Source organism: Bradyrhizobium lablabi (assembly GCF_001440475.1).
GTDB lineage: Bacteria > Pseudomonadota > Alphaproteobacteria > Rhizobiales > Xanthobacteraceae > Bradyrhizobium > Bradyrhizobium lablabi.
In genome coordinates this window covers 42269-64802 of sequence record NZ_LLYB01000135.1, presented here as the reverse complement: position 1 = coordinate 64802, position 22534 = coordinate 42269, and the positions used below count along the sequence as shown (strand labels likewise).

At 63.8% G+C, this 22534-nt stretch carries 21 protein-coding genes; 12 read left to right on the top strand and 9 right to left on the bottom strand.

Annotation, left to right across the window (positions count from 1 at the left end; genetic code table 11):
• Nucleotides 1–36: 36 nt before the first annotated feature.
• From argC to CQ14_RS41450, 3 genes are all read left to right on the top strand, one after another.
• On the top strand, nucleotides 37–1089 hold the full coding sequence (gene argC, locus CQ14_RS41460; RefSeq protein ID WP_057863517.1) for an N-acetyl-gamma-glutamyl-phosphate reductase: 1053 nt from the start codon (nucleotides 37–39) through the stop codon (nucleotides 1087–1089).
• Between the two features lie 14 nt (nucleotides 1090–1103).
• Nucleotides 1104–1718 carry a class I SAM-dependent methyltransferase gene (locus tag CQ14_RS41455; protein ID WP_057863516.1) on the top strand — a complete coding sequence of 205 codons (615 nt, stop codon included), beginning with the start codon at nucleotides 1104–1106 and terminating at the stop codon, nucleotides 1716–1718.
• Nucleotides 1719–1886: 168 nt separating this feature from the next.
• Nucleotides 1887–3293 carry an outer membrane protein gene (locus tag CQ14_RS41450; protein ID WP_057863531.1) on the top strand — a complete coding sequence of 469 codons (1407 nt, stop codon included), beginning with the start codon at nucleotides 1887–1889 and terminating at the stop codon, nucleotides 3291–3293.
• Nucleotides 3294–3420: 127 nt separating this feature from the next.
• On the opposite strand, the gene CQ14_RS41445 is transcribed toward CQ14_RS41450, so the two are convergent.
• From CQ14_RS41445 to CQ14_RS41435, 3 genes are all read right to left on the bottom strand, one after another.
• Nucleotides 3421–4479: a DMT family transporter gene (locus CQ14_RS41445; protein ID WP_057863515.1), complete on the bottom strand. Its 1059-nt coding sequence runs from the start codon at nucleotides 4477–4479 to the stop codon at nucleotides 3421–3423.
• A 54-nt stretch (nucleotides 4480–4533) separates the two neighbouring features.
• Nucleotides 4534–4932, bottom strand: a complete 399-nt coding sequence (locus CQ14_RS41440) for an MAPEG family protein (RefSeq protein ID WP_057863514.1) — start codon at nucleotides 4930–4932, stop codon at nucleotides 4534–4536.
• Nucleotides 4933–5002: 70 nt separating this feature from the next.
• Nucleotides 5003–6808 (bottom strand): PHA/PHB synthase family protein, encoded by a 1806-nt coding sequence (locus CQ14_RS41435; protein ID WP_057863513.1) that lies wholly within the window; start codon nucleotides 6806–6808, stop codon nucleotides 5003–5005.
• A 287-nt stretch (nucleotides 6809–7095) separates the two neighbouring features.
• Here CQ14_RS41435 and CQ14_RS41430 point away from each other — a divergent pair, with 287 nt between their 5' ends.
• The 5 genes from CQ14_RS41430 (at nucleotide 7096) to CQ14_RS41410 (ending at nucleotide 12161) form a co-directional block, all read left to right on the top strand.
• Nucleotides 7096–7392, top strand: a complete 297-nt coding sequence (locus CQ14_RS41430) for a hypothetical protein (RefSeq protein WP_057863512.1) — start codon at nucleotides 7096–7098, stop codon at nucleotides 7390–7392.
• A 272-nt stretch (nucleotides 7393–7664) separates the two neighbouring features.
• Nucleotides 7665–8885, top strand: coding sequence for an LL-diaminopimelate aminotransferase (locus CQ14_RS41425; protein WP_057863511.1), 1221 nt, complete (start codon nucleotides 7665–7667; stop codon nucleotides 8883–8885).
• 27 nt (nucleotides 8886–8912) lie between these two features.
• Nucleotides 8913–10232 carry a homoserine dehydrogenase gene (locus CQ14_RS41420; protein ID WP_057863510.1) on the top strand — a complete coding sequence of 440 codons (1320 nt, stop codon included), beginning with the start codon at nucleotides 8913–8915 and terminating at the stop codon, nucleotides 10230–10232.
• A 78-nt stretch (nucleotides 10233–10310) separates the two neighbouring features.
• Nucleotides 10311–11309 (top strand): class II fructose-bisphosphatase, encoded by a 999-nt coding sequence (glpX, locus tag CQ14_RS41415; protein ID WP_057863509.1) that lies wholly within the window; start codon nucleotides 10311–10313, stop codon nucleotides 11307–11309.
• A 132-nt stretch (nucleotides 11310–11441) separates the two neighbouring features.
• Nucleotides 11442–12161 carry a haloacid dehalogenase type II gene (locus CQ14_RS41410; RefSeq protein WP_057863508.1) on the top strand — a complete coding sequence of 240 codons (720 nt, stop codon included), beginning with the start codon at nucleotides 11442–11444 and terminating at the stop codon, nucleotides 12159–12161.
• 4 nt (nucleotides 12162–12165) lie between these two features.
• Here the strand turns inward: CQ14_RS41410 and CQ14_RS41405 are convergent, their stop codons facing one another.
• The gene (locus tag CQ14_RS41405) at nucleotides 12166–13260 is read right to left on the bottom strand and encodes a methyl-accepting chemotaxis protein (protein ID WP_057863530.1); all 1095 of its coding nucleotides are present in this window, start codon (nucleotides 13258–13260) and stop codon (nucleotides 12166–12168) included.
• 304 nt (nucleotides 13261–13564) lie between these two features.
• Between CQ14_RS41405 and recJ the strand changes: the two genes are divergently transcribed.
• Both recJ and CQ14_RS41395 read left to right on the top strand, forming a co-directional pair.
• Nucleotides 13565–15406 (top strand): single-stranded-DNA-specific exonuclease RecJ, encoded by a 1842-nt coding sequence (recJ, locus tag CQ14_RS41400; RefSeq protein WP_057863507.1) that lies wholly within the window; start codon nucleotides 13565–13567, stop codon nucleotides 15404–15406.
• A 32-nt stretch (nucleotides 15407–15438) separates the two neighbouring features.
• Nucleotides 15439–16248 carry a glucose 1-dehydrogenase gene (locus tag CQ14_RS41395; RefSeq protein ID WP_057863506.1) on the top strand — a complete coding sequence of 270 codons (810 nt, stop codon included), beginning with the start codon at nucleotides 15439–15441 and terminating at the stop codon, nucleotides 16246–16248.
• A 114-nt stretch (nucleotides 16249–16362) separates the two neighbouring features.
• Here the strand turns inward: CQ14_RS41395 and CQ14_RS41390 are convergent, their stop codons facing one another.
• On the bottom strand, nucleotides 16363–17595 hold the full coding sequence (locus tag CQ14_RS41390; protein ID WP_057863505.1) for a lytic murein transglycosylase: 1233 nt from the start codon (nucleotides 17593–17595) through the stop codon (nucleotides 16363–16365).
• A 68-nt stretch (nucleotides 17596–17663) separates the two neighbouring features.
• Nucleotides 17664–18245 carry a MarR family winged helix-turn-helix transcriptional regulator gene (locus tag CQ14_RS41385; RefSeq protein WP_082650264.1) on the bottom strand — a complete coding sequence of 194 codons (582 nt, stop codon included), beginning with the start codon at nucleotides 18243–18245 and terminating at the stop codon, nucleotides 17664–17666.
• Nucleotides 18246–18295: 50 nt separating this feature from the next.
• Between CQ14_RS41385 and CQ14_RS41380 the strand changes: the two genes are divergently transcribed.
• Together CQ14_RS41380 and CQ14_RS41375 are read left to right on the top strand one after the other, a co-directional pair.
• Nucleotides 18296–18775, top strand: coding sequence for a carboxymuconolactone decarboxylase family protein (locus CQ14_RS41380; RefSeq protein WP_057863503.1), 480 nt, complete (start codon nucleotides 18296–18298; stop codon nucleotides 18773–18775).
• A gap of 250 nt (nucleotides 18776–19025) precedes the next feature.
• Nucleotides 19026–19289, top strand: a complete 264-nt coding sequence (locus CQ14_RS41375; RefSeq protein WP_057863502.1) for a hypothetical protein — start codon at nucleotides 19026–19028, stop codon at nucleotides 19287–19289.
• 123 nt (nucleotides 19290–19412) lie between these two features.
• On the opposite strand, the gene CQ14_RS41370 is transcribed toward CQ14_RS41375, so the two are convergent.
• The 3 genes from CQ14_RS41370 to CQ14_RS41360 form a co-directional block, all read right to left on the bottom strand.
• Nucleotides 19413–20981, bottom strand: coding sequence for a M23 family metallopeptidase (locus CQ14_RS41370; RefSeq protein WP_430650262.1), 1569 nt, complete (start codon nucleotides 20979–20981; stop codon nucleotides 19413–19415).
• A gap of 44 nt (nucleotides 20982–21025) precedes the next feature.
• Nucleotides 21026–21592 carry an elongation factor P gene (gene efp / locus CQ14_RS41365; protein ID WP_057863529.1) on the bottom strand — a complete coding sequence of 189 codons (567 nt, stop codon included), beginning with the start codon at nucleotides 21590–21592 and terminating at the stop codon, nucleotides 21026–21028.
• Nucleotides 21593–21759: 167 nt separating this feature from the next.
• Nucleotides 21760–22494: a hypothetical protein gene (locus tag CQ14_RS41360; protein WP_156435882.1), complete on the bottom strand. Its 735-nt coding sequence runs from the start codon at nucleotides 22492–22494 to the stop codon at nucleotides 21760–21762.
• Nucleotides 22495–22534: the final 40 nt, after the last annotated feature.

Here is a 22534-nt window from a genome sequence, read left to right as displayed (position 1 = left end):
GTACAAGCAAACGATGACGCCTGAAAGGAATGCGTGATGAGCTCGAAGAAGAGGATCGGCATCCTCGGCGCCTCCGGCTACACCGGAGCCGACGCGGTGCGCCTGTTGGCGCGGCATCCGAATGCCGAGATCGCTGCGCTCACCGCGAACACCCATGCCGGCAAGTCGATGGGCGACGTGTTTCCGCATTTCTTCATGCTGGACCTGCCGAAACTCGTCGAGTGGGAAAAGGTCGACTGGACCACGCTCGACGCGGTCTTCTGCGGGCTGCCGCACGGTACCACGCAGGAGATCATCGCCGCCGTTCTGAAGGCCAATCCGAAGATCAAGGTCCTCGACATGTCCGCCGATTTCCGGCTGCGCGACAAGGACACCTATGCGCAATGGTACGGCCATGAGCATCGGGCGCTCGAACTGCAAGGCGAGGCGGTCTACGGCCTGACCGAATTCTACCGGGAGAAGATCGCGTCGGCGCGCCTCGTCGCCTGTCCCGGCTGCTATCCGACCGCGGTGCTGCTGGCGCTGGTGCCGCTGGCGAAGGCAAAGCTGATCGACGTCGACGACATCGTTATCGACGCCAAGTCGGGCGTCACCGGGGCCGGCCGCGGGCTGAAGCAGAACACGCTGTTCAGCGAGGCGGGCGAGGGGCTGTCGCCCTATTCGGTCGGCACCCACCGGCATGCGCCCGAGATCGAGCAGGAGATTGGCGTCGCCGCGGGCTCTGCGGTGACGGTGAACTTCACGCCGCACCTGATCCCGATGGCGCGGGGCGAACTATGCACCTCCTATGTCAAGCTCGCGGGCGGCGCGACGCCGGACGATCTGCGCGGCGCGCTGGAGAAGGCGTATGCCAACGAGCCCTTCGTGCATGTCGCGAAGAAAGGCGTGCTGCCGCAGACCCAGAACGTGCGTGGCTCCAACTATGTGCAGATCGGCGTCGTCGCCGATCGCATCAAGAACCGGGCGATCGTGATTTCCACGCTCGACAATCTGGTGAAGGGCTCGGCTGGTCAGGCGATCCAGAACATGAACCTGATGTTCGGGTTGCCCGAGACGGCGGGGCTTGAGCAGATCGCGCTGTTCCCGTGAGACGCGGCGCTGCGATGGACGAGGAGACGCTTCAATTTTATCGACGCAACGCCGAAGCCTATGCCGGGCGCGAGATCACCTCGCGCAAGGCGCGGCTGACGGCGTTTCTGGCGCGGCTTCCGCCGAATGCTGCCATTCTCGAACTCGGATGCGGGGCAGGCGGCGACACCGCGGAAATGTTGGCGCGCGGCTTTGACGTTCGTGCGACCGACGGATCGCCGGAAATGGCCGAAGTGGCATCAAAGCGTCTGGCTCGCCCGGTTGAGACGCTGCTGTTCCATGAACTCGACGAGGTCGAAGCGTATGACGGCGTGTGGGCCAATGCCTGCCTGCTGCATGTGCCGCGCGACCAGCTTGCGAGTGTTCTTGCACTGATCTGGCGCGCGTTGAAGCCGGACGGCGTGTTCTTTGCCAGCTACAAGGAAGGCGATACCGGCGGCCGCGACACGCTCCATCGTTACTACAACTATCCCTCGCAGGATTGGCTGCGTGCGACCTACGTCGGGGCCGCCAGTTGGAACTCGTTGTCGATCGAGCGCGGCGAGGTCCGCGGATTCGACGACAAGATGGCGCCGATGCTGTTCGTGGTGGCCCAAAAAGGCCACAAAGATCGGGCTCCAACCCCATGAACTCAGTAGGAAATTCCCTCGCATCGCCTGGTGCAGCAGATCCTCGCAGGATGTGGCTGCCGGGCTACAGCATTCAAATGCGAATCCAGTAGAAACACTGTCCAAGTGCCGATCGCTGTTGCGTCGGGAAGTTCTGGGAATGCCGGACTGGGAATGCTGTAAATGAAATTGAAGACGTATCTGCTGGCCACCGCGCTCGTTGGCCTTGGTTCCGCTCCGACAATCGCCGCAGACCTCGCCGCAAGGCCCTACACCAAAGCTCCCGCACTCGCAGCCGTCTACGACTGGACCGGCTTTTACATCGGCGTCAACGCCGGTGTCGGCAGCGGCCGCGATCGCTTCCAGCACGACTGGCTCGGCGGCGCATCGCCCTATTCGTTCTACGTCTCGCCGCAGGGCGGCTTCGGCGGCGGCCAGATCGGCTACAATTGGCAGACGGCCTCGTTTCTCGGACCGATCGTATTCGGTGTCGAGGCGGACATTCAGGGCGCCGGCCTGAGCGATGATCGCACCACGTTCAACGAGGTCGGCGTCATAAGAAACTACAGCCAGAAACTGGATTGGTTCGGGACCGCGCGCGGGCGCGTCGGCATCGCGAACGGTCCGGTGCTGAGCTATGTGACCGCCGGTTACGCATTCGCAAACGTCAAGACCAACGCGAGTGCGTCGTTCGGCGGCGTCACAAACACGTTCTCGACCGACCGCACGCAGGGCGGCTGGGTAGTCGGCAGCGGCGTCGAAGCCGCGTTGGGTGGAAACTGGACCGGAAAGATCGAGTATCTCTACCTCAATCTCGGCAATAAGACCGACATTGCCACGCTCGGCGTGGCGGCCCCGCTCAATACCGAAATCCGCGAGAACATCTTTCGCGTCGGTCTGAACTACCGGATCGGTGGCCGCGCTTCTGCACCTGTCGTCGCCGCCAACTGGGCCGGCTTCTATCTCGGCGGCAATTTCGGTTCCGGCACCGGTCGCGATCGCAGCACGCTGAGCCTCCCTGCGGCGGGGATTGTTGAGACCTTCAATCTGGCGCCCGACGGCATCAATGGCGGCGTGCAGGCGGGTTACAATTGGCAGGCGGCCAACTGGGTGTTCGGTGTCGAGGCCGACATTCAGGGCAGCACGCAGCAGGACAACAAGACCTGCATTCTTTCCTGCACGCCGGGGGTGATGGCGGCCTACGACGCGACGCTGCCGTGGTTCGGAACGGTACGCGGCAGGCTCGGCTATTCGGTCGGATCGACGCTGTTCTACGCAACCGGCGGTCTTGCCTATGGCAGCGTCAAGACCAAGATCAACACGACTTCGTTCGTGGGCCCGGTGACGCAATCGTTCTCGCACACCAATGCCGGCTGGACCGTGGGTGCGGGCATCGAAACGCCGTTTACGCTGTTGGGCTTGCTGGGTCCGAACTGGACCACCAAGACCGAATATCTCTACGTCGACCTCGGTTCGAATTCGGACAACTTTATCTTCGGCGCTGTTCCGGCGACGGCGACCCGTTCGGTCACCGAGCACGTGTTCCGCACCGGCATCAACTACCACTTCAACTCGCCGGTCGTTGCGAAGTACTGAGCGCCGTTTCGAAAGACAACCAACGAAAAAACCCCGGAGCCAAGCTCCGGGGTTTTTGTTTTTTGGATTGCGTGTGTCGAGAGGTGCCTCAAACCACGAGCTCGCCGCGCCAGCACGGCTCGGGGTCTCAGTGCCCGTGCCGATGATGCAGATCAGGGTAGTGTGGGTGCTTATGCCGCATCGGCTCGTGCTCATGCCAATGCGAATGCGGCTCAGTCACCGGGCCGTCATGGTGATGCCGGTGGTGCTCGTCGTGCACGTGCCGGTGTTCGTGTGAGAGCGCTTCGTGAGAGTGCTCGTGCTCATGGCGTTCAGTGAGATGCAGCCAGAGCCCCAGGCCCATGAGCAACGCTGCAACAACCAGTTTGGCCGTCAACGGGTCTCCAAGACCCACAGCGATCAATGCGCCAATAAACGGGGCCAGCGAAAAATAGGCGCCGGTACGCGCGGTGCCGAGATGGCGGAGGGCCAGCATGAAAAGAACGAGGCTGACCCCGATCACAAGGAAGCCGAGGAGGGCGGCCAGGGTAGCGATAGCAACCGGTGGAAGGGCAGCGCCGAGCCAAGATCCGCTTGCCATGTTCACTGCTCCGGCGACGAGGCCCTTGATCATCGCAATGGTCACGGGGTCGGCCGATGACAATTTGCGCGTCAGGTTGTTGTCGATGCCCCAGCAAATGCATGCGCCGGCAATCAGCGCGGCACCTATGTCCAATGAAAGGCGCTGCCCCTCCCACGACAACACGATGGCGCCAAGGACGATGGCGAATGCGCCCAGCAAGAGGCGCCTATCGACGTTTTCGCGAAATACCAGCCACGCAATTCCCATCGTTGCGAGGCTCTCGAGATTTAACAGCAATGATCCTGATGAGGCAGCCGTCCGGCCAAGCCCGAGCATCAACAACACCGGGCCGAGAATGCCTCCGAAGAGGACAATAACGACGAGCCACGGCAGGTCGTGCCGTCTTAGCGGAGCTTCAGGGGGCGCGAGTCCAAGCGCCGTGCGTATGGTATGCACGGCGGCCAGCCCTGTGCCCGCCCCGAGATAGAGAAGGCCCGCAAGCATCTGTGGATCGATGCTCGCGAGCAGTAGCTTGGAGAGCGGCGCTGCAGCGCCAAACAGGACGGCCGAACCGAGCGCTAGCGGAACTCCCGGCAGTTGGATCGCTGAAGGATCACGCTGCATCGACCTGGGCCTCAAGAGCTATGCTCCGTGGCCCACCATGGGAGGAGGGCCCCCTCAAACCACCTGGAAGATCGCCAGCGCCAGCACGACCTGCGCCAGGAAGCCGACCGTGAAGGCCAGCGTGCGGAACACCGGCAGGCCGAGCGTGTAGACGATCAGATGCGCAACGCGGGCCCAGAAATAGACGGCGCAGGCGTAGACGGTCCATTTGGTGGAGTAGTCGAGATCGTTGAGGATCAGGACCAGCGGCGCGAAGATGATCAAATTCTCGATCGCATTGTCGTGGGCGAACATCAGACGGTTGGCCCATTCCGCATGCGGCTTGTCGTTGCGCGAGGGGTTGGCCATCGCGCCAGAGAGGCCGCGCACCTGGCAGCGATTGATGATGTAGGGGACCCAGAGCAGCCCGGTCAAAATTACGGTCAGCGTCAGCCAGAACAATTCGCGCGTCATCGGATCCCCCTCGACTGATTTCGAATCCCGGCACGGGATATCGGATTATACCGAAACGCGCGCGGCAGCGCTATGCGCGGACCTTGACGTAGCTGCCGGGCGCGTCCTCGATCGGCGGCATCGCTTCGGAGCCGACGGCGCGCGCCGGCACCCGCTCGGGGTCGAGGCCATCCAGCCATTGCAGCCAGTCGGGCCACCACGAGCCCTTGTGCTCGCTGGCGTTCTTCATCCAGTCGGCGAGCGTGACGTCCTTGATGTTGTCGTTGGTCCAGTACTGGTACTTGCCGCCGGCCGGCGGGTTGACCACGCCGGCGATATGGCCGGAGCCGGACAGCACATATCTGACCGGACCGCCGAAGAACTGTGAACCGTAGAGCACCGAGTCCGCCGGCGCGATATGGTCCTCGCGCGTCGCCAGATTGTAGACGGGCACCTTGACCTTCGACAGGTCGAGCAGGGTGTTGTCGAGCACCATGCTGCCGGAGGAGAGCCGATTCTCCAGATAGCAGTTGCGCAGGTAATAGGAGTGATTGGCCGCCGGCATCCGCGTGGCGTCGGAATTCCAGTGCAGGAGGTCGAAGGCGGTGGGCGGCTGGCCCTTCAGGTAATTGCTGACGACATAGGACCAGATCAGGTCGTTGGAGCGCAGCATGTTGAAGGCCATCGCCATCTTGCTGCCCTCGAGAACGCCCCGTTCTTCCATCTCGCGTTCCAGCGTCGAGATCTGGTCCTCGTCGACGAACACGAGCAGATCGCCGGCATGGGTGAAGTCGACCTGTGCCGCAAAGAACGTCGCCGAGGTGACGCGCTGGCGCCGCTTCTCGGCGAGCCATGCCAGCGTCGAGGCGAGCAGGGTGCCGCCGACGCAGTAGCCGGCGGTATGGACCTTCATCTCACCCGTCACCTGTTCGATGACGTCCATCGCGGTGAGCGGGCCTTCCTTCATATAGTCGTCGAAGGTCTTCTTGCCGAGTTCCTTGTCCGGATTGACCCAGGAGATCACGAACACGGTGATGCCCTGGTCGACGCACCATTTGATGTAGGATTTTTCCGGCTTGAGATCGAGAATGTAGAACTTGTTGATCCAGGGCGGCACGATCAAAAGCGGCGTGCGCAGCACCGTCTCCGTCGTCGGCGTGTACTGGATGAGCTGCATCAGCTCGTTCTGATAGATCACCTTGCCGGGCGTCGTCGCCATGTTGACGCCGACGACGAGATTCGACGGGTCGGACTGGCGGATGCGCAGCGTGCCGCGTCCGGCTTCGATGTCTTCCGCCAGCATCTTCATGCCGCGCACGAGGTTGTCGCCGTTCGAAGCCAGCGTCTCGCGCAGCACTTCCGGATTGGTCAGCACGAAATTCGACGGCGCGATCGCGTTGGTGATCTGCTGAACGTAGAATTCGGCCTTCTTGCGCGTGTGCGGATCGACGCCTTCGGCGTTCTTCACCAGTTCCTGCGCCCACTGCGCGGTGAGCAGATACAGTTGCAGGACGAAATCGAAGAACTGGTTCGATTTCCACTCGGGATCCTTGAAGCGTTTGTCGCGCGGCGACGGCTCGATCGCGGGCTTGGCTTCTTCTCCGGCCATGCGGCGCGCCGCCGAGCCCCAGAGGTCGAGATAGGCCTTGCCCATTTTGGTCTGAAGATTCTCGGCGCGTTCCCGGTCCGACAGCCAGTACTCCGCGACCTTGGTGAAGGTCTTGACGACTTCGCCGATTTCGCTGGGCGGCTTGTCCTTCGGTTCCCCGTTCTCGCGCGGCTTGAGATAGGCCGCTAGCGCTTGGCCGCTCGTCTCCATCGCTCGCGCGATGTTCATGGCGAATGCTTCAGCGTTGAATGTTGTCGAAGCCGGGGACTCGGTGTTGACGTCGCTCATATCGGGCACACTATAGCTTCATTTCACATTCGTCACCGCGCCGATTTGCGTCAGCGGATTTGAGTTAACCCTGTTGTTGCGCTGCGATAAAGTTTTCGTGTTGCGACACATTGCAGCCGTACCTGTTGAATTTGCTCTTGGGGCTTTAATCGTTTCGGGCGACAATGGTTTGAACGGTTCTAGCGAAATCAACGCCAGTGGGACGGTTTGGCGTTGCAAGGCTCGTACCAGCGCATAGATACCGTCGCGATGCGGGGGTGCGCAGGTAGTTGGGGATTTCCGGACGGATGCCGGTCAATCGAACGATAAGGCTGTGGTCGACGGCCGCGCTGTTTGCGTCGGCGCTCGCGCTCGGCAGCTGCTCGACGCAGATCGCGGATATGCCAGGCATTGGTCTGCCGGCTGACGCGCCGGAACGTCCGAAGGAAGCCGGTGGCTATCTGCCGGTTCATGACCTGCCGCCGGACCGCAACGAGGAAGCGATGAAGCCGGCCGAGCTGGCTAAAATCCAGGCAGAATTGACCGCCGCCCGGGACCGTCAGGCGACGGCGACGACGGCTCCGCAAAAGCCGGCCAAAAAGTAAGGCTGTCGGCGTCGCGGCGGGGCTCCCCGGCGCGAAAGGGTAATCCCCGGCCAGACTTTGCTTGAAAACACTATAAAACTGGCGCTGCCGGGCTCCCGTGGTAAAAGAACCCAATTCAACCGCATTGCGGGTCCAGAGCTTAAGGACCTCTCGCCGGAATTCGCTCTAAGTCATTGATTGGACGCGACTTCTGAACGAAACCCCGATCTGGTTTCGGTGGCTGCGAGAGTTCCAATCGATTCTGTCCTGCCGGTTGTTGGAGCAAGGGTCCCATGGAAGATTTTTACCGCATCCGCCGTCTGCCGCCTTACGTGTTCGAGAAGGTCAACCAGGCCAAGGCAGCGGCGCGCAATGCCGGGGCCGATATCATCGACATGGGCATGGGCAATCCGGACTTGCCGACGCCGCCCCATGTGCTCGACAAGCTGAAGGAGACGCTGGGCAAACCGCGGACCGATCGCTACTCGGCCTCACGCGGCATCAACGGCCTGCGCAAGGCGCAAGCCGCGTATTATGCGCGGCGGTTCGGCGTGAAGCTCAATCCCGACACCCAGATTGTTGCGACGCTGGGTTCGAAGGAAGGCTTTGCCAATGTGGCGCAAGCGATTACCGCGCCCGGCGACGTCGTGCTGTGCCCCAATCCGAGCTATCCGATTCACGCTTTCGGCTTCCTGATGGCGGGCGGCGTGATCCGCTCGGTGCCGTCGGAACCGACGCCGCAATTCTTCGAGGCGGTGGAGCGCGCGATCATCCATTCGATCCCGAAGCCGATCGCGCTGATCGTCTGCTATCCCTCGAACCCGACCGCCTATGTCGCCGACCTCGATTTCTACCGGGATCTGGTGGCGTTCGCGAAGAAGCACGAGATCTTCATCCTGTCGGATCTGGCCTATGCCGAGGTCTATTTCGACGACAACAATCCGCCGCCCTCGGTGCTGCAGGTTCCCGGCGCGATCGACGTCACCGTCGAGTTCACCTCGATGTCGAAGACGTTCTCGATGGCGGGCTGGCGCATGGGCTTTGCCGTCGGCAACGAGCGGATCATTGCCGCGCTGGCGCGGGTGAAATCCTATCTCGACTACGGCGCATTCACGCCGATCCAGGTGGCGGCGACCGCCGCGCTGAACGGGCCGGAAGATTGCATCAAGGAGATGCGCGATACCTACCGCAAGCGCCGCGACGCGCTGGTCGAATCGTTCGGCCGCGCGGGCTGGGACATCCCGCCGCCGCAGGCCTCGATGTTCGCCTGGGCGCCGCTGCCCAAGGCCTTCGAGGGCGTCGGCAGCATGCAGTTCGCGACCCTGATGGTGGAGAAGTCAGGCGTGGTGGTTTCGCCCGGCGTCGCCTTTGGCGAGCATGGCGAAGGCTATGTCCGCATTGCCATGGTGGAAAACGAGCAACGTATCCGCCAGGCCGCGCGCGGGGTGCGCCGTTTCCTTGAAAGCGGCATTGAAACGTTGCACAACGTGGTTCCTCTCGCCAACCGGCGCTAATTCCTTTTACTGCAGGTTCTCTCATCCATGGTCGCACCCCTGAGAGTGGGTATTGCGGGGCTCGGCACTGTTGGCGCCGAAGTCGTCCGCCTCATCGAAGAACAGTCGCGGACGCTCACCGAGCGCAGCGGGCGCGGCGTCCGCGTGGTTGCCGTCACCGCTCGCTCGAAGGCGAAAAAGCGTTCGCTCGACCTGCGCGGCATCGACTGGGCCAAAAGCCCGCTTGATCTGGCCAACGATCCCAACGTCGATTGCTTCGTCGAGCTGATGGGCGGCTCCGGCGAGCCGGCGCTGTCGGCGATCGAGGCGGCGCTAAAGGCCGGCAAGTCGGTGGTGACCGCCAACAAGGCGCTGATCGCCAAGCATGGCGTGCGGCTGGCGAAGGCCGCCGAGAAGCACGGCGGTGCGCTCAACTACGAGGCGGCGGTGGGCGCCGCCATTCCCGTCATCAAGACCCTTCGCGAAGGGCTTGCCGGCACCGGTGTCAACCGCGTCTATGGCATCCTCAACGGCACCTGCAATTACATTCTGACCCGGATGGAGCAGGAGGGATTGTCGTTCGCCGAATGCCTGAAGGATGCCCAGCGGCTCGGTTATGCCGAAGCCAATCCGTCCTTCGACGTCGACGGCCATGACACCGCGCAGAAGCTTGCGATCCTGGCCAGCCTCGCCTTCGGCACCAAGGTGGCGCAGAGCGCGGTCTATGTCGAAGGCATCTCCTCGATCGCGCCGGAAGATCTGCGCGCAGCCGAAGAATTGGGATACCGCGTCAAACTGCTCGGTGTGGCGGTACGCACCGCCAAGGGCATCGAGCAGCGCGTGCATCCGACCATGGTGCCGAAATCATCGTCGATCGCACAGGTGATGGGCGTCACCAACGCCGTGACCATCGACGGCGAGGGCATTCCCGCGATCACGCTGGTGGGACCCGGCGCCGGCGGGGCCGCGACCGCGTCAGCGGTGGTCGCCGACATCGCCGACGTCGCGCGCGGCATCCGCGCCAAGCCGTTCGGGCGTCCGGTGGAGCGGCTGCGCGACACCACCAAGGCGCCGATGGAGCGCCACGAGGGCGGCTACTACATCCGCCTGATGGCGCGCGATCTCGCCGGCACCGCCGCCACCATCGCCACCCACCTGGCCAAACAGAAGATTTCGCTGGAATCGATCGTGCAGCGTCATCCCGAAGGCGTGGACGCGAACGGCTCTGCGAAGAAGGCGTCACCGGTTCCGGTTATCCTGATCACCTACGCCACTTCCGAGGACGCGGTCTACCGCGCATTGGAGGCGGTGCAGCGCGACAAGGTGATCAGCGGCCGGCCGCAGGTGATACGGATCGAAAAGAACTGACGCGCCATCCGAACCGATCGCGCGTTATACGATTGATTGCAGGCCGAAAGGTCTGTGCACGTTTAGAGGAGTAAGCCGATGTCGACCCATATTTCCGTTCCGCCGCAATTGCTGCTTGAGCGCATCCTTACGCTCGAAATCGTGCGCGTGACGGAACGTGCTGCGGTTTCCGCCGCGCGGTTGCGCGGCCACGGCCAGGAGAAGGCCGCGGACCAGGCCGCGGTCGATGCGATGCGCCGCGAACTCAACAAGCTGCCGATCGAAGGCACCATCGTGATCGGCGAGGGCGAGCGCGACGAGGCGCCGATGCTGTTCATCGGCGAGAAGGTCGGGCTGAACGCCGGTCCGCAGGTCGATATCGCCGTCGATCCGCTGGAAGGCACCACGCTGTGCGCCAAGAACATGCCGGGCGCGATCGCTACCATGGCGATGGCCGATGGCGGCACGCTGTTGCACGCGCCCGACGTCTACATGGAAAAGCTCGCTGTCGGCCCGGGCTACGCCAAGGGCGTGGTCGAGCTCGACGCATCGCCCGCTGACAACGTCCGCCGGCTCGCGAAAGCCAAGGGCGTCGAGCCTGCCGCGATCACGGTGCTGGTGCTCGACCGCCCGCGCCACGCCGACATCATCGCCGGCGTCCGCTCGACCGGCGCCGCGGTGCGGCTGATCACCGACGGCGACGTCGCCGGCGTGATCCATTGCGCCGACCCTGACAACACCGGCGTCGACATGTATATCGGCACCGGCGGCGCGCCCGAGGGCGTGCTGGCGGCGGCGGCGCTGCGCTGCATCGGCGGCCAGATGCAGTGCCGGCTGATCCTCGACAGCGACGAGAAGCGGGCGCGCGCACACAAGATGGGCGTGACCGACCCGAAGATGATCTACGGCATCGAGGACATGGTGCGAGGCGACTGCCTGTTTGCTGCAACCGGCGTCACCACGGGCTCGCTGCTCTCAGGCGTCAAGTTCCGCAAGGATGTGATCGAGACCGAAACGGTGGTGATGCGCTCGGTGACGGGTACGGTACGGTATATCAAGGCCGAGCACCGGCAGCTGGATAAGTTTCATCTCGACTAGCGGCGTCATTCCGGGCTGGTCCGAAGGACCAGACCACAGGTGCGCAATTGCGCATCGGGGAATCTCGAGATTCCGGGTTTCGATGCTGCGCATCGCCCCGGAATGACGGAAAGAAAAAACGGGGAGGCGACCATGTCCGATGTCTCGGCAGTAAAAGCGCTGGTGTTCGACGTGTTCGGCACGGTCGTCGACTGGCGCACCAGCCTCATCAACGATTTTACCGAGTGGTCGAAGACCTCTGGCATCAAGGCCGACTGGACTGCCTTGGTCGATGGCTGGCGCGCCGTCTATGCCGCCTCGATGGACGAGGTGCGCAAGCATCCCGAACGCGGTTACCAGATCCTGGACACGCTGCATCGGCAGTCGCTGGAAAAGCTGGTCGCTGATTTCTCAATCAAGGGACTGAGCGACGCCGATCTGCACTATTTGACGATGGGTTGGCATCGCCTGCATCCATGGCCCGACAGCGTGCCCGGCCTGACGCGGCTGAAGACGAAATACATCATCTCGCCGCTCTCCAACGGCAACGTCGCGCTGCTCACCAACATGGCCAAATTCGCCGGCCTGCCGTGGGACCTCGTCATGTCGGCAGAATTGTTCGAGCACTACAAGCCCGATCCCGAAACCTATCTCGGCGCGGCAAAGCTGCTTTGCCTGCCGCCGGAGCAGGTGATGATGGTCGCCGCCCACAACAACGACCTTAAAGCGGCGCAGAAGAACGGCCTCAAGACCGCCTTCGTCGCGCGTCCCACCGAATACGGCCCGCACCAGAAATACGATTTCGAGGCCAAGGGCGACTGGGACATCGTCGCCAAGGATTTTGGCGGCATCGCCGATCGGCTGGGGTGCTAGCAGCTTACGTTGCGGAGGCCTGAATCACGCCGAACCAGCCGAGCCCCTTATACGTCTCGTAGCCGGGCGTGGCGTGGAAGGCGACCATGGCGCCGGAGCGGTCCTGATGGAAGCCGGAGCGTCGCCCTTCCAACGGGAGCGAGATGCGTTCGGTGAGCAGGCCCTGGCCGTCGGACGCCGCGATCACCCGGAAATTCGAATCGACCAGCAGCACGCGGGCCTTGTCGGCGGCGCCGACGCGCACGCCCTGGACGATGGCGCGGGCCTGGGGCTCCCAGTCGAAATGGATCGCCAGCACGCCGGTCGGCTTGCCGTTGGCCTTGCCGCCTTCGCGCACGCTGGCGCAATAGGTCACGACCTGGGCGTTGCCGAGCAGGGGCTGGCATTCGACATCGCCGACGGCGTAATCGTCGCCGGTGCGCAAGGCGCGCGCGGCACGGAACCACTTGGTCGCAGCCACATTCTGGCCGACGACGCCAAAGCGATCGGCGCGGCCGTTGGCCAGCACTCTGCCGTCGAGGTCGCAGAGCCAGAGATCGAGATAGACGGTGTAGGCGCCGAGGATCACCGCCATCCGTTCCGAGACGTGGCTGACGGCGGCAGCTTGCGGCGATGCCGCGCAATCGACCACGGCGGAATCGGTCGCCCACCAGCGCACGTCGCAGGTGCGCTCATAAAGGTTGCGGTCAATCAGCTCGATCGCGTTCAGCGACAGGTCGACCATGCGCTCGCCGCGCGAACGATCGGCCATCTGCGCGATCGAATTCATCAGATTGCCGGTGCGGTTGGTGAGCTGGCTTTCGAGCTCGCGGGCAATCGTCTCGACCTGCTGGCCGACGTTGCGGACTTCCTGCGCGACCACGGCAAAACCGGCGCCCTGGGCGCCGGCGCGCGAGCTTTCGATCAGCGCGTTCAGCGCCAGCATCTTCATCTGGTTGGTGATCTTCTGGATCGACTTGGTCTTCTCGCAGGCAACCTGGTTGACCTCGGCGGTCAGCCGCGCGATCAGCGCGGAAACGTCGGCTTCGTCCTCGGCGCCGGCCGCTTTGGCGGGCTGCTTGGCGATCGTTGCGGTCTGGGAGCGAAGCGCGACGGACATTGGCGGGAATTCCTCAGTCTTTGTGCGGATGTCGATCTTCTGCGGATCGGCGGGACTCAAGCGAGAACGTGCTGCTTCCTTTGTCGGGGAACATGGCTAACGATTGGTTTAAGTTTTGCCGCGTTGCGGGTAGTTTTACCGGGGATGAATTGCATCTTCTTTGTGCAAGTCGCTTTTGTCGGCAAGGCCCGGGCTGAGGGTGGCGCGGGACATGCCGGCCGCGATTCGGCGGGGGAAGGAGCCCGCAACGGCCCCGTTTGCGTTTGCCGACAGCCCGCTTTGCCCCTAGTTTCTCGCAGGCATCATGATCCTCCCCGCATCCGCACTGCCCGTTGAAGCTCCGCCAGCCTTTCTCGGCGTGGCGCGTTCGGCGACCGGCAAATTATGGAGGGACCGGCTCGACGCCAGGGGGGCGGCGCGGGCGCTGGCGATCACGCAGCGCTACCAGTTGCCGGAAATGCTGGCGCGCGTGCTGGCGGGCCGCGATGTCGGGATCGACGAGGTCGAGGATTTTCTCGATCCGACCATCCGCAAAATGATGCCGGATCCTCACACCGTGACGCAGATGGAGGTGGCCGCCAAGCGCATTGCCGACGCAGCCCAGCGTGGCGAGAAGGTCGCGATCTTTGGCGATTACGACGTCGACGGCGCGACCTCGGCAGCACTGCTGGCCTGGCACTTGCGCCATTGCGGGCTCGATCCGCTGATTCATATCCCCGACCGCATCTTCGAGGGCTACGGGCCCAATGTGGAGGCGGTTCGGGCGCTTGCCGGCAGAGGGGCGACGCTGCTGGTGACGGTCGATTGCGGCACCACCAGCATCGAGCCGCTGGCGGAAGCGAAGAAGCTCGGTATGTCCGTCGTCGTCATCGATCATCACCAGACCGGTGACGAACTGCCCGAGGTCGATGCGCTGGTGAATCCGAACCGGCCGGATGATCTCTCCGGCCTCGGCCATCTCGCCGCCGTTGGTCTCGTGCTGATCACGCTGGTGGCGGTGAACCGGGAACTGCGCGGCCGTGGCTTCTGGAATGCCGAGCGGCCGGAGCCGGATCTGCTCGGCATGCTGCATCACGTCGCGCTCGGCACCGTCGCTGATGTTGCGCCGCTGATGGGGCTGAACCGCGCCTTCGTCGCCAAGGGACTGATCGCGATGCGCCGCCGAGACCATGTCGGCCATACCGCGCTGATGGATGTGGCGCGGTTGAACGGCCCGCCCGAAGCCTGGCATCTCGGCTTCATGCTGGGGCCGCGCATCAATGCAGGCGGCCGCATCGGGCGCGCCGATCTCGGGGTGAGGCTCCTGCTGGAGGGCGATGTTTCGGAAGCCGCGCGGATCGCAGCCGAACTCGACCGGCTCAACAGCGAGCGCCGCGTCATCGAGCAGGCAGCCGAAGCGCAAGCCGAGGCCGAGGCGCTGGCTTCCCTCGGGCTCGAGGACAAGGGGGCTGTCATCGTCACCGCCGCCGAAGGCTGGCATCCCGGCATCGTCGGCCTCGTCGCCTCGCGGCTGAAGGAGAAATTTGCGCGTCCGGCCTTTGCCATTGCGCTGGAGCCGGGAGGCATCGGCACCGGATCGGGCCGCTCGATCTCGGGCGTCGATCTCGGCAAGGCCGTGCGGCAGGCGGTGAAGGAACGGATCCTGATGAAGGGCGGAGGCCACGCCATGGCGGCAGGCGTGACGCTGCGCAAGGAGAAGCTCGCGGAATTTCGCGCCTTCATGGAAAGCGCGCTGGCGGAGGATGTCGCCAATTCGCGCCACGAGAACGAGCTGTTCATCGATGGCGCGATCAGCGCGCGCGGCGTGACCGTGGAATTCGCCAACACGCTGAACCGCGCCGGGCCGTTCGGCGCCGCCAATCCGGAGCCGGTGATCGCGCTGCCGGCGCATCAGCTCGTCTATGCCGATGAAGTGGGGCAGGCGCACTTGCGCGTGCGCTTCAAGGCGGGTGACGGCGCCATCGTCAACGGCATCGCGTTCCGCGCGGTCGGACAGAAGCTCGGCCAGGCGCTGACGCAGAACCGCGGCCAGCTCTTGCACGTCGCGGGATCGCTCGCGGTCGATCGCTTCCAGGGGGCCGAGCGCGTGCAGATGCGCGTGCTCGACGTCGCGGTGCCCGATCCGGGGCCGGCGGTGATCCGATAGTCAACAACCAAGAACAACAAACGGGAGAAGAAATGGCAGGACAGGTTCAGGGCAAGGTCGCACTGGTGACGGGCGGCGCATCCGGCATTGGCGAGGCGGTCTGCGAATTGCTGGCGCGCGAGGGCGCATCGATCGCCGTGACCGATGTCGACGATTTGAAAGGCCCCGAGGTGGTCGCGCGGATCAAGAAGGTCGGCGGCGAGGCTGCCTTCTGGCACCACGACGTCACCAGCGAGGAGCGCTGGATCGAGGTCGTGACTGACGTAATGAAGCGCTACGGCCGACTCGACGTGCTGGTTTCGAATGCCGGCATCGGCATTTCGGTGCCGTCGATCACCGAGATGTCGCTCAGCGATTGGCGGCGGCAGACCGCGATCAATCTCGACGGCGTGTTTCTTTCGGTGAAGCACTGCCTGCCGCCGATGCGCAGGACCGGCGGCGGCTCCGTGATCATGATGTCATCCCTCGCGGGTCTGCGTGGCGCGGCCAATCTTTCCGGCTATTCCGCGACAAAGGGCGGGGTGCGGCTGTTCGCCAAGGCGATCGCGATGGAATGCGCCACCTTCGGCGACGGCATCCGCGTCAACTCGGTGCATCCCGGCATCATCGACACGCCGATCTGGGGCAAGATTCCGACGGAGGCTGCGAGCAGCGGGCAGAACGCGCCGATCGATCCCGAAGAGCGCGCGAAGGTGGTAACGCCGCTTGGCCGCGCCGGTCATGCGGAAGAGATCGCGCAGGGCGTGCTGTATCTGGCCTCGGATGCTTCGCGCTACGTGACCGGCACCGAACTCGTCATCGATGGCGGGATGTTTGCGGGTGGGATTGCACGGAGGGCGTAACTAGCTCGTCATTGCGAGGAATAAAGCGACGAAGCAATCCATCTATCCGTTCTGCCGCGATATGGATTGCTTCGCTTCGCTCGCAATGACGGTGTGGCTGGCTGCTACGCGGAACTAACCGCCCTGCCTCAACCGCGCCAGCACCTTCAACCCACCATAGCCATCCGCCGGCAATAGACCCATCTTGGTCTGATAGTCCCGGACCGCCTTCATGGTGTCGTTGCCGACGCGGCCGTCGGTGCCGCCGGTGTCGAAGCCGGCTTTTGTCAGCCGTGTCTGTACTTCCTGCACTTCAGCCAACGTGAGCGCGCGTTCGGAGCCGGGGAAGGGGTTGATGAACGGCGGCGCGCCGAGGATGCGGTCGCCGAGATGGCAGATCGCCAGCGCGTAGTTCATCGACGGGTTATAGCTCTTCACCGAATAGAAGTTGGGGCCGAGCAGGAACGCAGGTCCGCCTGAGACCGGCACCCACATCTGCGCCGACGCGTTCGGCTGCGGGAACGGCTTGCCGTCGGCGCGCGTGACGCCGGCGCTGGCCCATGCCGCGTAGGTGCGGCTGCCGCTCGCAGCCCCGCCTGATGTCTGGACCTCATAGCCCCAATGCTCGCCGCGGTGATACTTGCCGCGGTTGAGCAGGAAGCGCGCGCTGGAGCCGAGCGCGTCATCGGGCTTGCCGAACGGCGAGACGCGGCCGTCCTTGTCGTAGTCCATGCCGACATTGAGCCAGACTTCCGGCATCCATTGCGTATGACCCATCGCGCCGGCCCAGGATCCCCGCATTTCCTCCGGCGTGCCCCAGCCGCGGTCGACGATCTTTAGCGCGTTGATCAACTCGGTTTCCCAATACGCGCGGCGGCGCGGCTCGTTCCATGCGAGTGCGGCGAGCGCAGGAAAGATCGGGCGCATATGGTTCTGCTGCACCAGGGGATCGCCATAGGCTGATTCAACGCCCCACAGCGCCAGCAGCGTGCCGCGCTCGACGCCAAAGTCCTGTTCGATCCGGGCGAACAGCGCCTCGTGTTTCTTCAGCGCCTCGCGGCCGTTGATGATACGCCAGTCGGAGACGCGGCGGTTGATGTATTGCCAGATCTGCTCGTGGAATTCCGGCTGCTTCTGCATCTGCCGGAACACGGTCATGTCGGGCTCGATGCGCCCCATCACCCGCGTCCAGGTCGCGTCCGAAATGCCTTTGGCCAGTGCGCGTGCGCGAAAATTGTCGCGCCACTGGTCGAAGCCGGCCGGCGCGGCAAACACCGCGGATGGCGCCGCCAGCAGGATGCCGCCGCCGAGACCGGCTTTCAGCAGGGTGCGACGGGTCGGGGAGATCGGAGAATCGGGATGTTTCATGCCCCCCATTCTAGCGGGGCGGGACGTCCGGGCCAAAAGCCATGACGCCGCGGGAACCGGCGATTTTCTTACAAATCCGTAGCAATTCGAGCAAGCCAACGCCGGATCGTGCGCTCCGCCTCGGCGGAGAGGCCGGCCGCCAGCCGCCGTTCGACCGTCTCGGCGTGCCGGCGGCACCGACCCAGCAGGGCCGCGCCGCGCGGCGTCACCGTCCATTGCAGCATCCTGCCATGGACCGGATGCGGGGTTTTGCGGATGGCGCCGTCGCGCTCGAGGTTGCGGATGATGACGCCGACGGTCTGCGGCGTCAGCATCGCCACCCGCGCGAGCTCGGCGCCGGACAGGCCGGGGTAGGCCTTGAGCATCGTCAGCACCACGAATTGCGGCGAGGTGACGCCGAGCTCGGCCAGCGAGCGCTCCATCGCCAACCGGGTCGCTCCTTGCGCCTGGCGCAGGAGATAGGCGAGGTAGCCTTGCTCGCCGCGTTTGCCTTCGCCAGGCGGCGGCGGGCGCAGCGTCAAAGGTGTGCGACTTTCTTGCTGCGACTGTCGCCCGGGTTTTCCGGCCGCCGGCTTGTGCGTCGCTTGCCGAGTTTTCGCCGACGGATTTCGCGATCGCGCCGCCGTGCTCAGTGATGCCTTGCGCTGCATATCAGTGCTCTTATAATAAATCAGAGCACTGATAACATGAGGAACGGCCGATGTCACACGCCCGCAAAGAGTACAAGGATTTCATGGCGCTGACGCCGGATGCCTACGAGGTTGTGCGAGCGCTCGGCCAGGTCGCGGGCAAGGCCGGCATGGACAAGCAATTGCTCGAATTGATCAAGCTGCGCGCCTCGCAGATCAACGGCTGCGCCTTCTGCGTGCAGTACCACATTCTGGAAGGGGAGAAGCTCGGCGTGCCCACCGACAAGCTCAATCTCGTGGTGGTGTGGCGCGAGGCGCCGCAATTTACTGCGCGCGAGCGTGCGGCGCTGGCATGGACGGAGGCGCTGACCTTGCTCAGCGAAGGCGTCAGCGACGAGGTCTATGCGCAGGCGAGCGCGGAGTTCTCCGAGAAAGAACTCGCCTATCTCACCTCGGCAGTGGCGTCGATCAATGTTTGGAACAGGTTCGGCGCGGCGTTTCGCTGGACGCCACCGGAGCGGAAACCGGCCGTCGGCGCTGCGGCTTCGTAAGCGACGGAAACTGCCGTTGATGACGCGCGGGTCTTGCGCCAAAGGACCTTCGCGCCCGGTTGCTTAACCTGGATCGTGCGAAACGGCAGAATGCCGGGTCGAAAAGACCGCGGCAACTCCATCACCCGTTGATCTAGATCATGGCTTGCTGACGAGCCACGGAACGACATCACGACAGTCTCTGAGCCAGCGAGGCAGGGCTGCTTTATTGGCGCAGCCCTACTGCTTCCGTCGCATGTGGAGCATACCGATGTGGGTCCTGATGTACGTCTTCTCCTACTCAGTCAGTCCGGCTGCGACCGACGACAGAGCCGAATGGAGGCTTCTGCCTACCGTGGTGTTTCAGGAGTTCTCCAATGAAGAACGATGCAAGGCCGCCAAGTCGGCACTCGAGGGCAGCCTGCAAGAGGCAGGAGCCAAACTCAGAAGCGGTTTGGAGGACTTGAAGAGCCTTCGCAAGGCTGACCCGGCGCAAGTCATTATCGCTTACAACGTCGAATGCCTTCCAAAATGAAGGCGGCATCCCGACGCTTCGCTCCGGCCCGATTTACGTCAAGCCCGTGGGCCGCATTCGCAACGCATTGGGTGCAAAGCGCGTCGCCGAAGCTTGCGAGGTCACGCCCTGGTTCGCGCCGTCTTACCGCGCGACTTGACGGAGGATATTCTGGGGCAGCGCGTGTGCCACGGCGGCGACGGCCGGTGGTTGTGTGCCGATCTCGCGGCCGCGGCCGCGGATCAGCCGTTCGTAGGACGCGATCAGGGTGGTGTAGGGATTGACCCAGATCCAGCCGTCGCGCGTGAACACCTGCACGTCGAAGTGCAGGTGGTACGACGTGCCGTTGGGGAAATCGAGATAGTTGGAGACTACGCCGAACTTCTCGCCCTCGGCGAGGCGTCGGCCGTTGAGGACGCCATCGGCATCCATGGCTGACGGGTTCATGTGCATATAGCGGAAACGGATGTGCTCGTTGCCTGTGTTGATCTGCAGCGTCGCCGCCTGCTGCTTGAGGGAACGGATGACGACGCCGTCGCGGACGGCGACGACGGCCTGTTTCCGCGGATGGCAGGCGCTCTCAGCACCGCTGTTCGGCGGGCAGGGCGCAGGGCGGATGTCCTGGCCCTGGTGGCCGAAGCCGGCCGCGCATTGTCCGACCTGGAAGCTGCGCGCCTCGCAAAAATTGTCCCGCCACGGGTAGACGCCGATGCGGTCGCCGGATTTGCGCGTGCCGAACTGCTGCGAGCTGACCAGAACCGGGGCTCTCTCCAGCGGAAAGCGGATCTGCGAATAGACCGCGAGATCGGCGTGGCCGCCGCGCCTGCGCGCGCCGCTGCGGGCGATGATGTCGCCGCTCGGACGATAGGTGAAGTCTGCAGAAGCCGCCGCCGGCCGCTCGGCGATGCCGGAAGGAATATCGAAGCGCGGGCGCGCCGGCTGGCCTCCGGCGATGCGCAGCGCCTTCAGGAAGCGCTCGGCGACCGGATAGGCCTCGCGGCAAGCGAGCCTGCGCGGGCGCGGCGCTGAATCGAGGCACTGGATCGACACCACATAGGGCACGCCGAAGCGGGTGAAGGCGTAGCGCACATAGCCTTCGCGGATGAAGCGGCGGATGTCAGGGAATTGCGCCGCCAGCGTCCTGACCGGCTGGCCCTTGCCGCCGAGCGGATCGGCGAGATCGTAGACCAGCACCGAGCCCGTGATCTGCACCTCGACCGGCCGGGCGAAGGTTCGCGACGGGCCGTCGTCGGGCTCCAGCGAAAACACCGCATCGTAGCCGGAGGGGCCGGCGTGAAACACATCGACCGGGCGGAAGTCGGCCTGATAGCGCGACACCGCCGGATGGCGTGTGCCACGGGCCTCGGCGTCGAGATAGGCCGCAGTGTCGAACGGCAACAGCACCGGTACCGGACTGTTTCCGATGCCGGTGAACATCGGCGAATTGATCGCGTTCAGTTGCACCAGCGCGGGCGGTGCGCGCGGATCTCCTGTCGGCAGCCGCGCCCGGCCTGCGAAGGTGAAGCGCGAGGTGATCGCCGGCTGGGAACTGATCTCGGTGCGAAGCTGATCGAGAGCGGCGCGCCATTCGACGCGAATGGCCGAAATCGACGGCGTCCGGAACTCGTTGGCGGAAATGCCGGTAACCCCGGCAAAGGGCAAACAAAAGGCTGCCAGCCACCGCGAGAGCAAGCTGACAGCCTTCGTACCCAATGCATCGCCCCCCCGGCGTATGCTCCGTAGCCTAAGGCGCGGCGTTAATCCTTTGCGCGCTCGACGTAGGAGCCGTCCTCGGTCATGACCACAATCCGTGTTCCCGTTCCAATATGCGGCGGCACCGAGGTACGCACGCCGTTGGAGAGGATAGCAGGCTTGTAGGAGGAAGACGCGGTCTGACCCTTGGTGACCGGCTCGGTCTCCACAACTTCGAGGGTCGCGCGCTGTGGCAACTGGATGGCGACCGGATTGAGGTCGTGCATCGACAGCTTCACCGTCATGTTTTCCTGCAGATAGGGCGCGGACGATCCCACGATCTCCTTCGACACCTGAACCTGGTCATAAGTTTCGGCATTCATGAAGTGGAAGCCGTCGCCATCCTCATAGAGGTAGTTGAAATTGCGGTCCTCGACGGTGGCCTTCTCGACCTGGTCGGTGGTCTTGTAGCGCTCCGACACCTTCACGCCGTCGCCGATGCGGCGCATTTCGATCTGGCTGACGGGAGTTCCCTTGCCGGGATGGATGTTTTCGGCCGAAAGGACGACGTAGAGCTTGCCGTCTTGCTCGATGACGTTGCCCTTGCGGATAGAACTGGCGATGACTTTCAAAGCTGTTTTCCTGAATTTCTGGCCTTCGGCCCATTCGGACATGGGCGTCCGCAGGGCCGATCAGGCGGTTTCGGGCTGCAACATACTGATTTTGCCCGTCGATGCCAGCGTTTTGCCGCCGTTCCCAGGGGAATGGCTGGGGCCGTAACGGCCCTATTTTGCCGTGCTTATCGCCGGCGCCGCTGGGGGAATTCGACCGCCTGCGCGTTGTGGTCGACGAAATCGGAGGGAATCGAGAATTGCCCGGTTTTCGTATCGAAGACGCAGCGCCAGCCTTCGATCCAGGGCTTCTTCGGCTGCTCACCCTGTGAATCGAACGAAAGGGAGAGCACGACATAGCGGCTGTCAGGCCAACGCTTTCCCATCGAGGCGTAATTGTCGTCCATCCCCTGGAGCAGATGTACCTGCTTGTGGTTGAGCGAATCGCGATCCCTGGATTTCCTGTGCATCTTCCAGGACACCGGCTGGCTGAAGAAATAATCCCAGGCCATCTCGCCAAGCGGCTTCGGCGTCGCCGGTGAAAATTGATAACCGGTCCGCCGGTACAGAAACAGCGTGTGATAGCCGGCGCCGAGTTTCTGCATCCTCACCAGCCATTGGCTGTTGCGGCTAAATCGAAATCCGGCGCGGTACCCGGCAAGGTCGATATCTTCGCCGGGATTCAGCAGAGCGCCGTGCTCATGCTTATCGTCGAAGGTCCAGAACTGGTAGACAAGATCGTCCTCGCCCTTCTTCCCCTGATATTGCTCAACGGTTACCTGGCCGTCCGGCGAAGTGAACGTTTCGTCCGCATCCTCCAGCCGTTTCAATTCGCTGCCGGGGCTGTCGGCGCTGGCCGGCGCCACCGTGACCAGTGCCATTAACAAGAGGATTGCAGTTCTTCCCAGCCAGCCGCCAGACATGCGCGTATCCTGTTGCAAATTCTGGCCATTGGACTGCGGA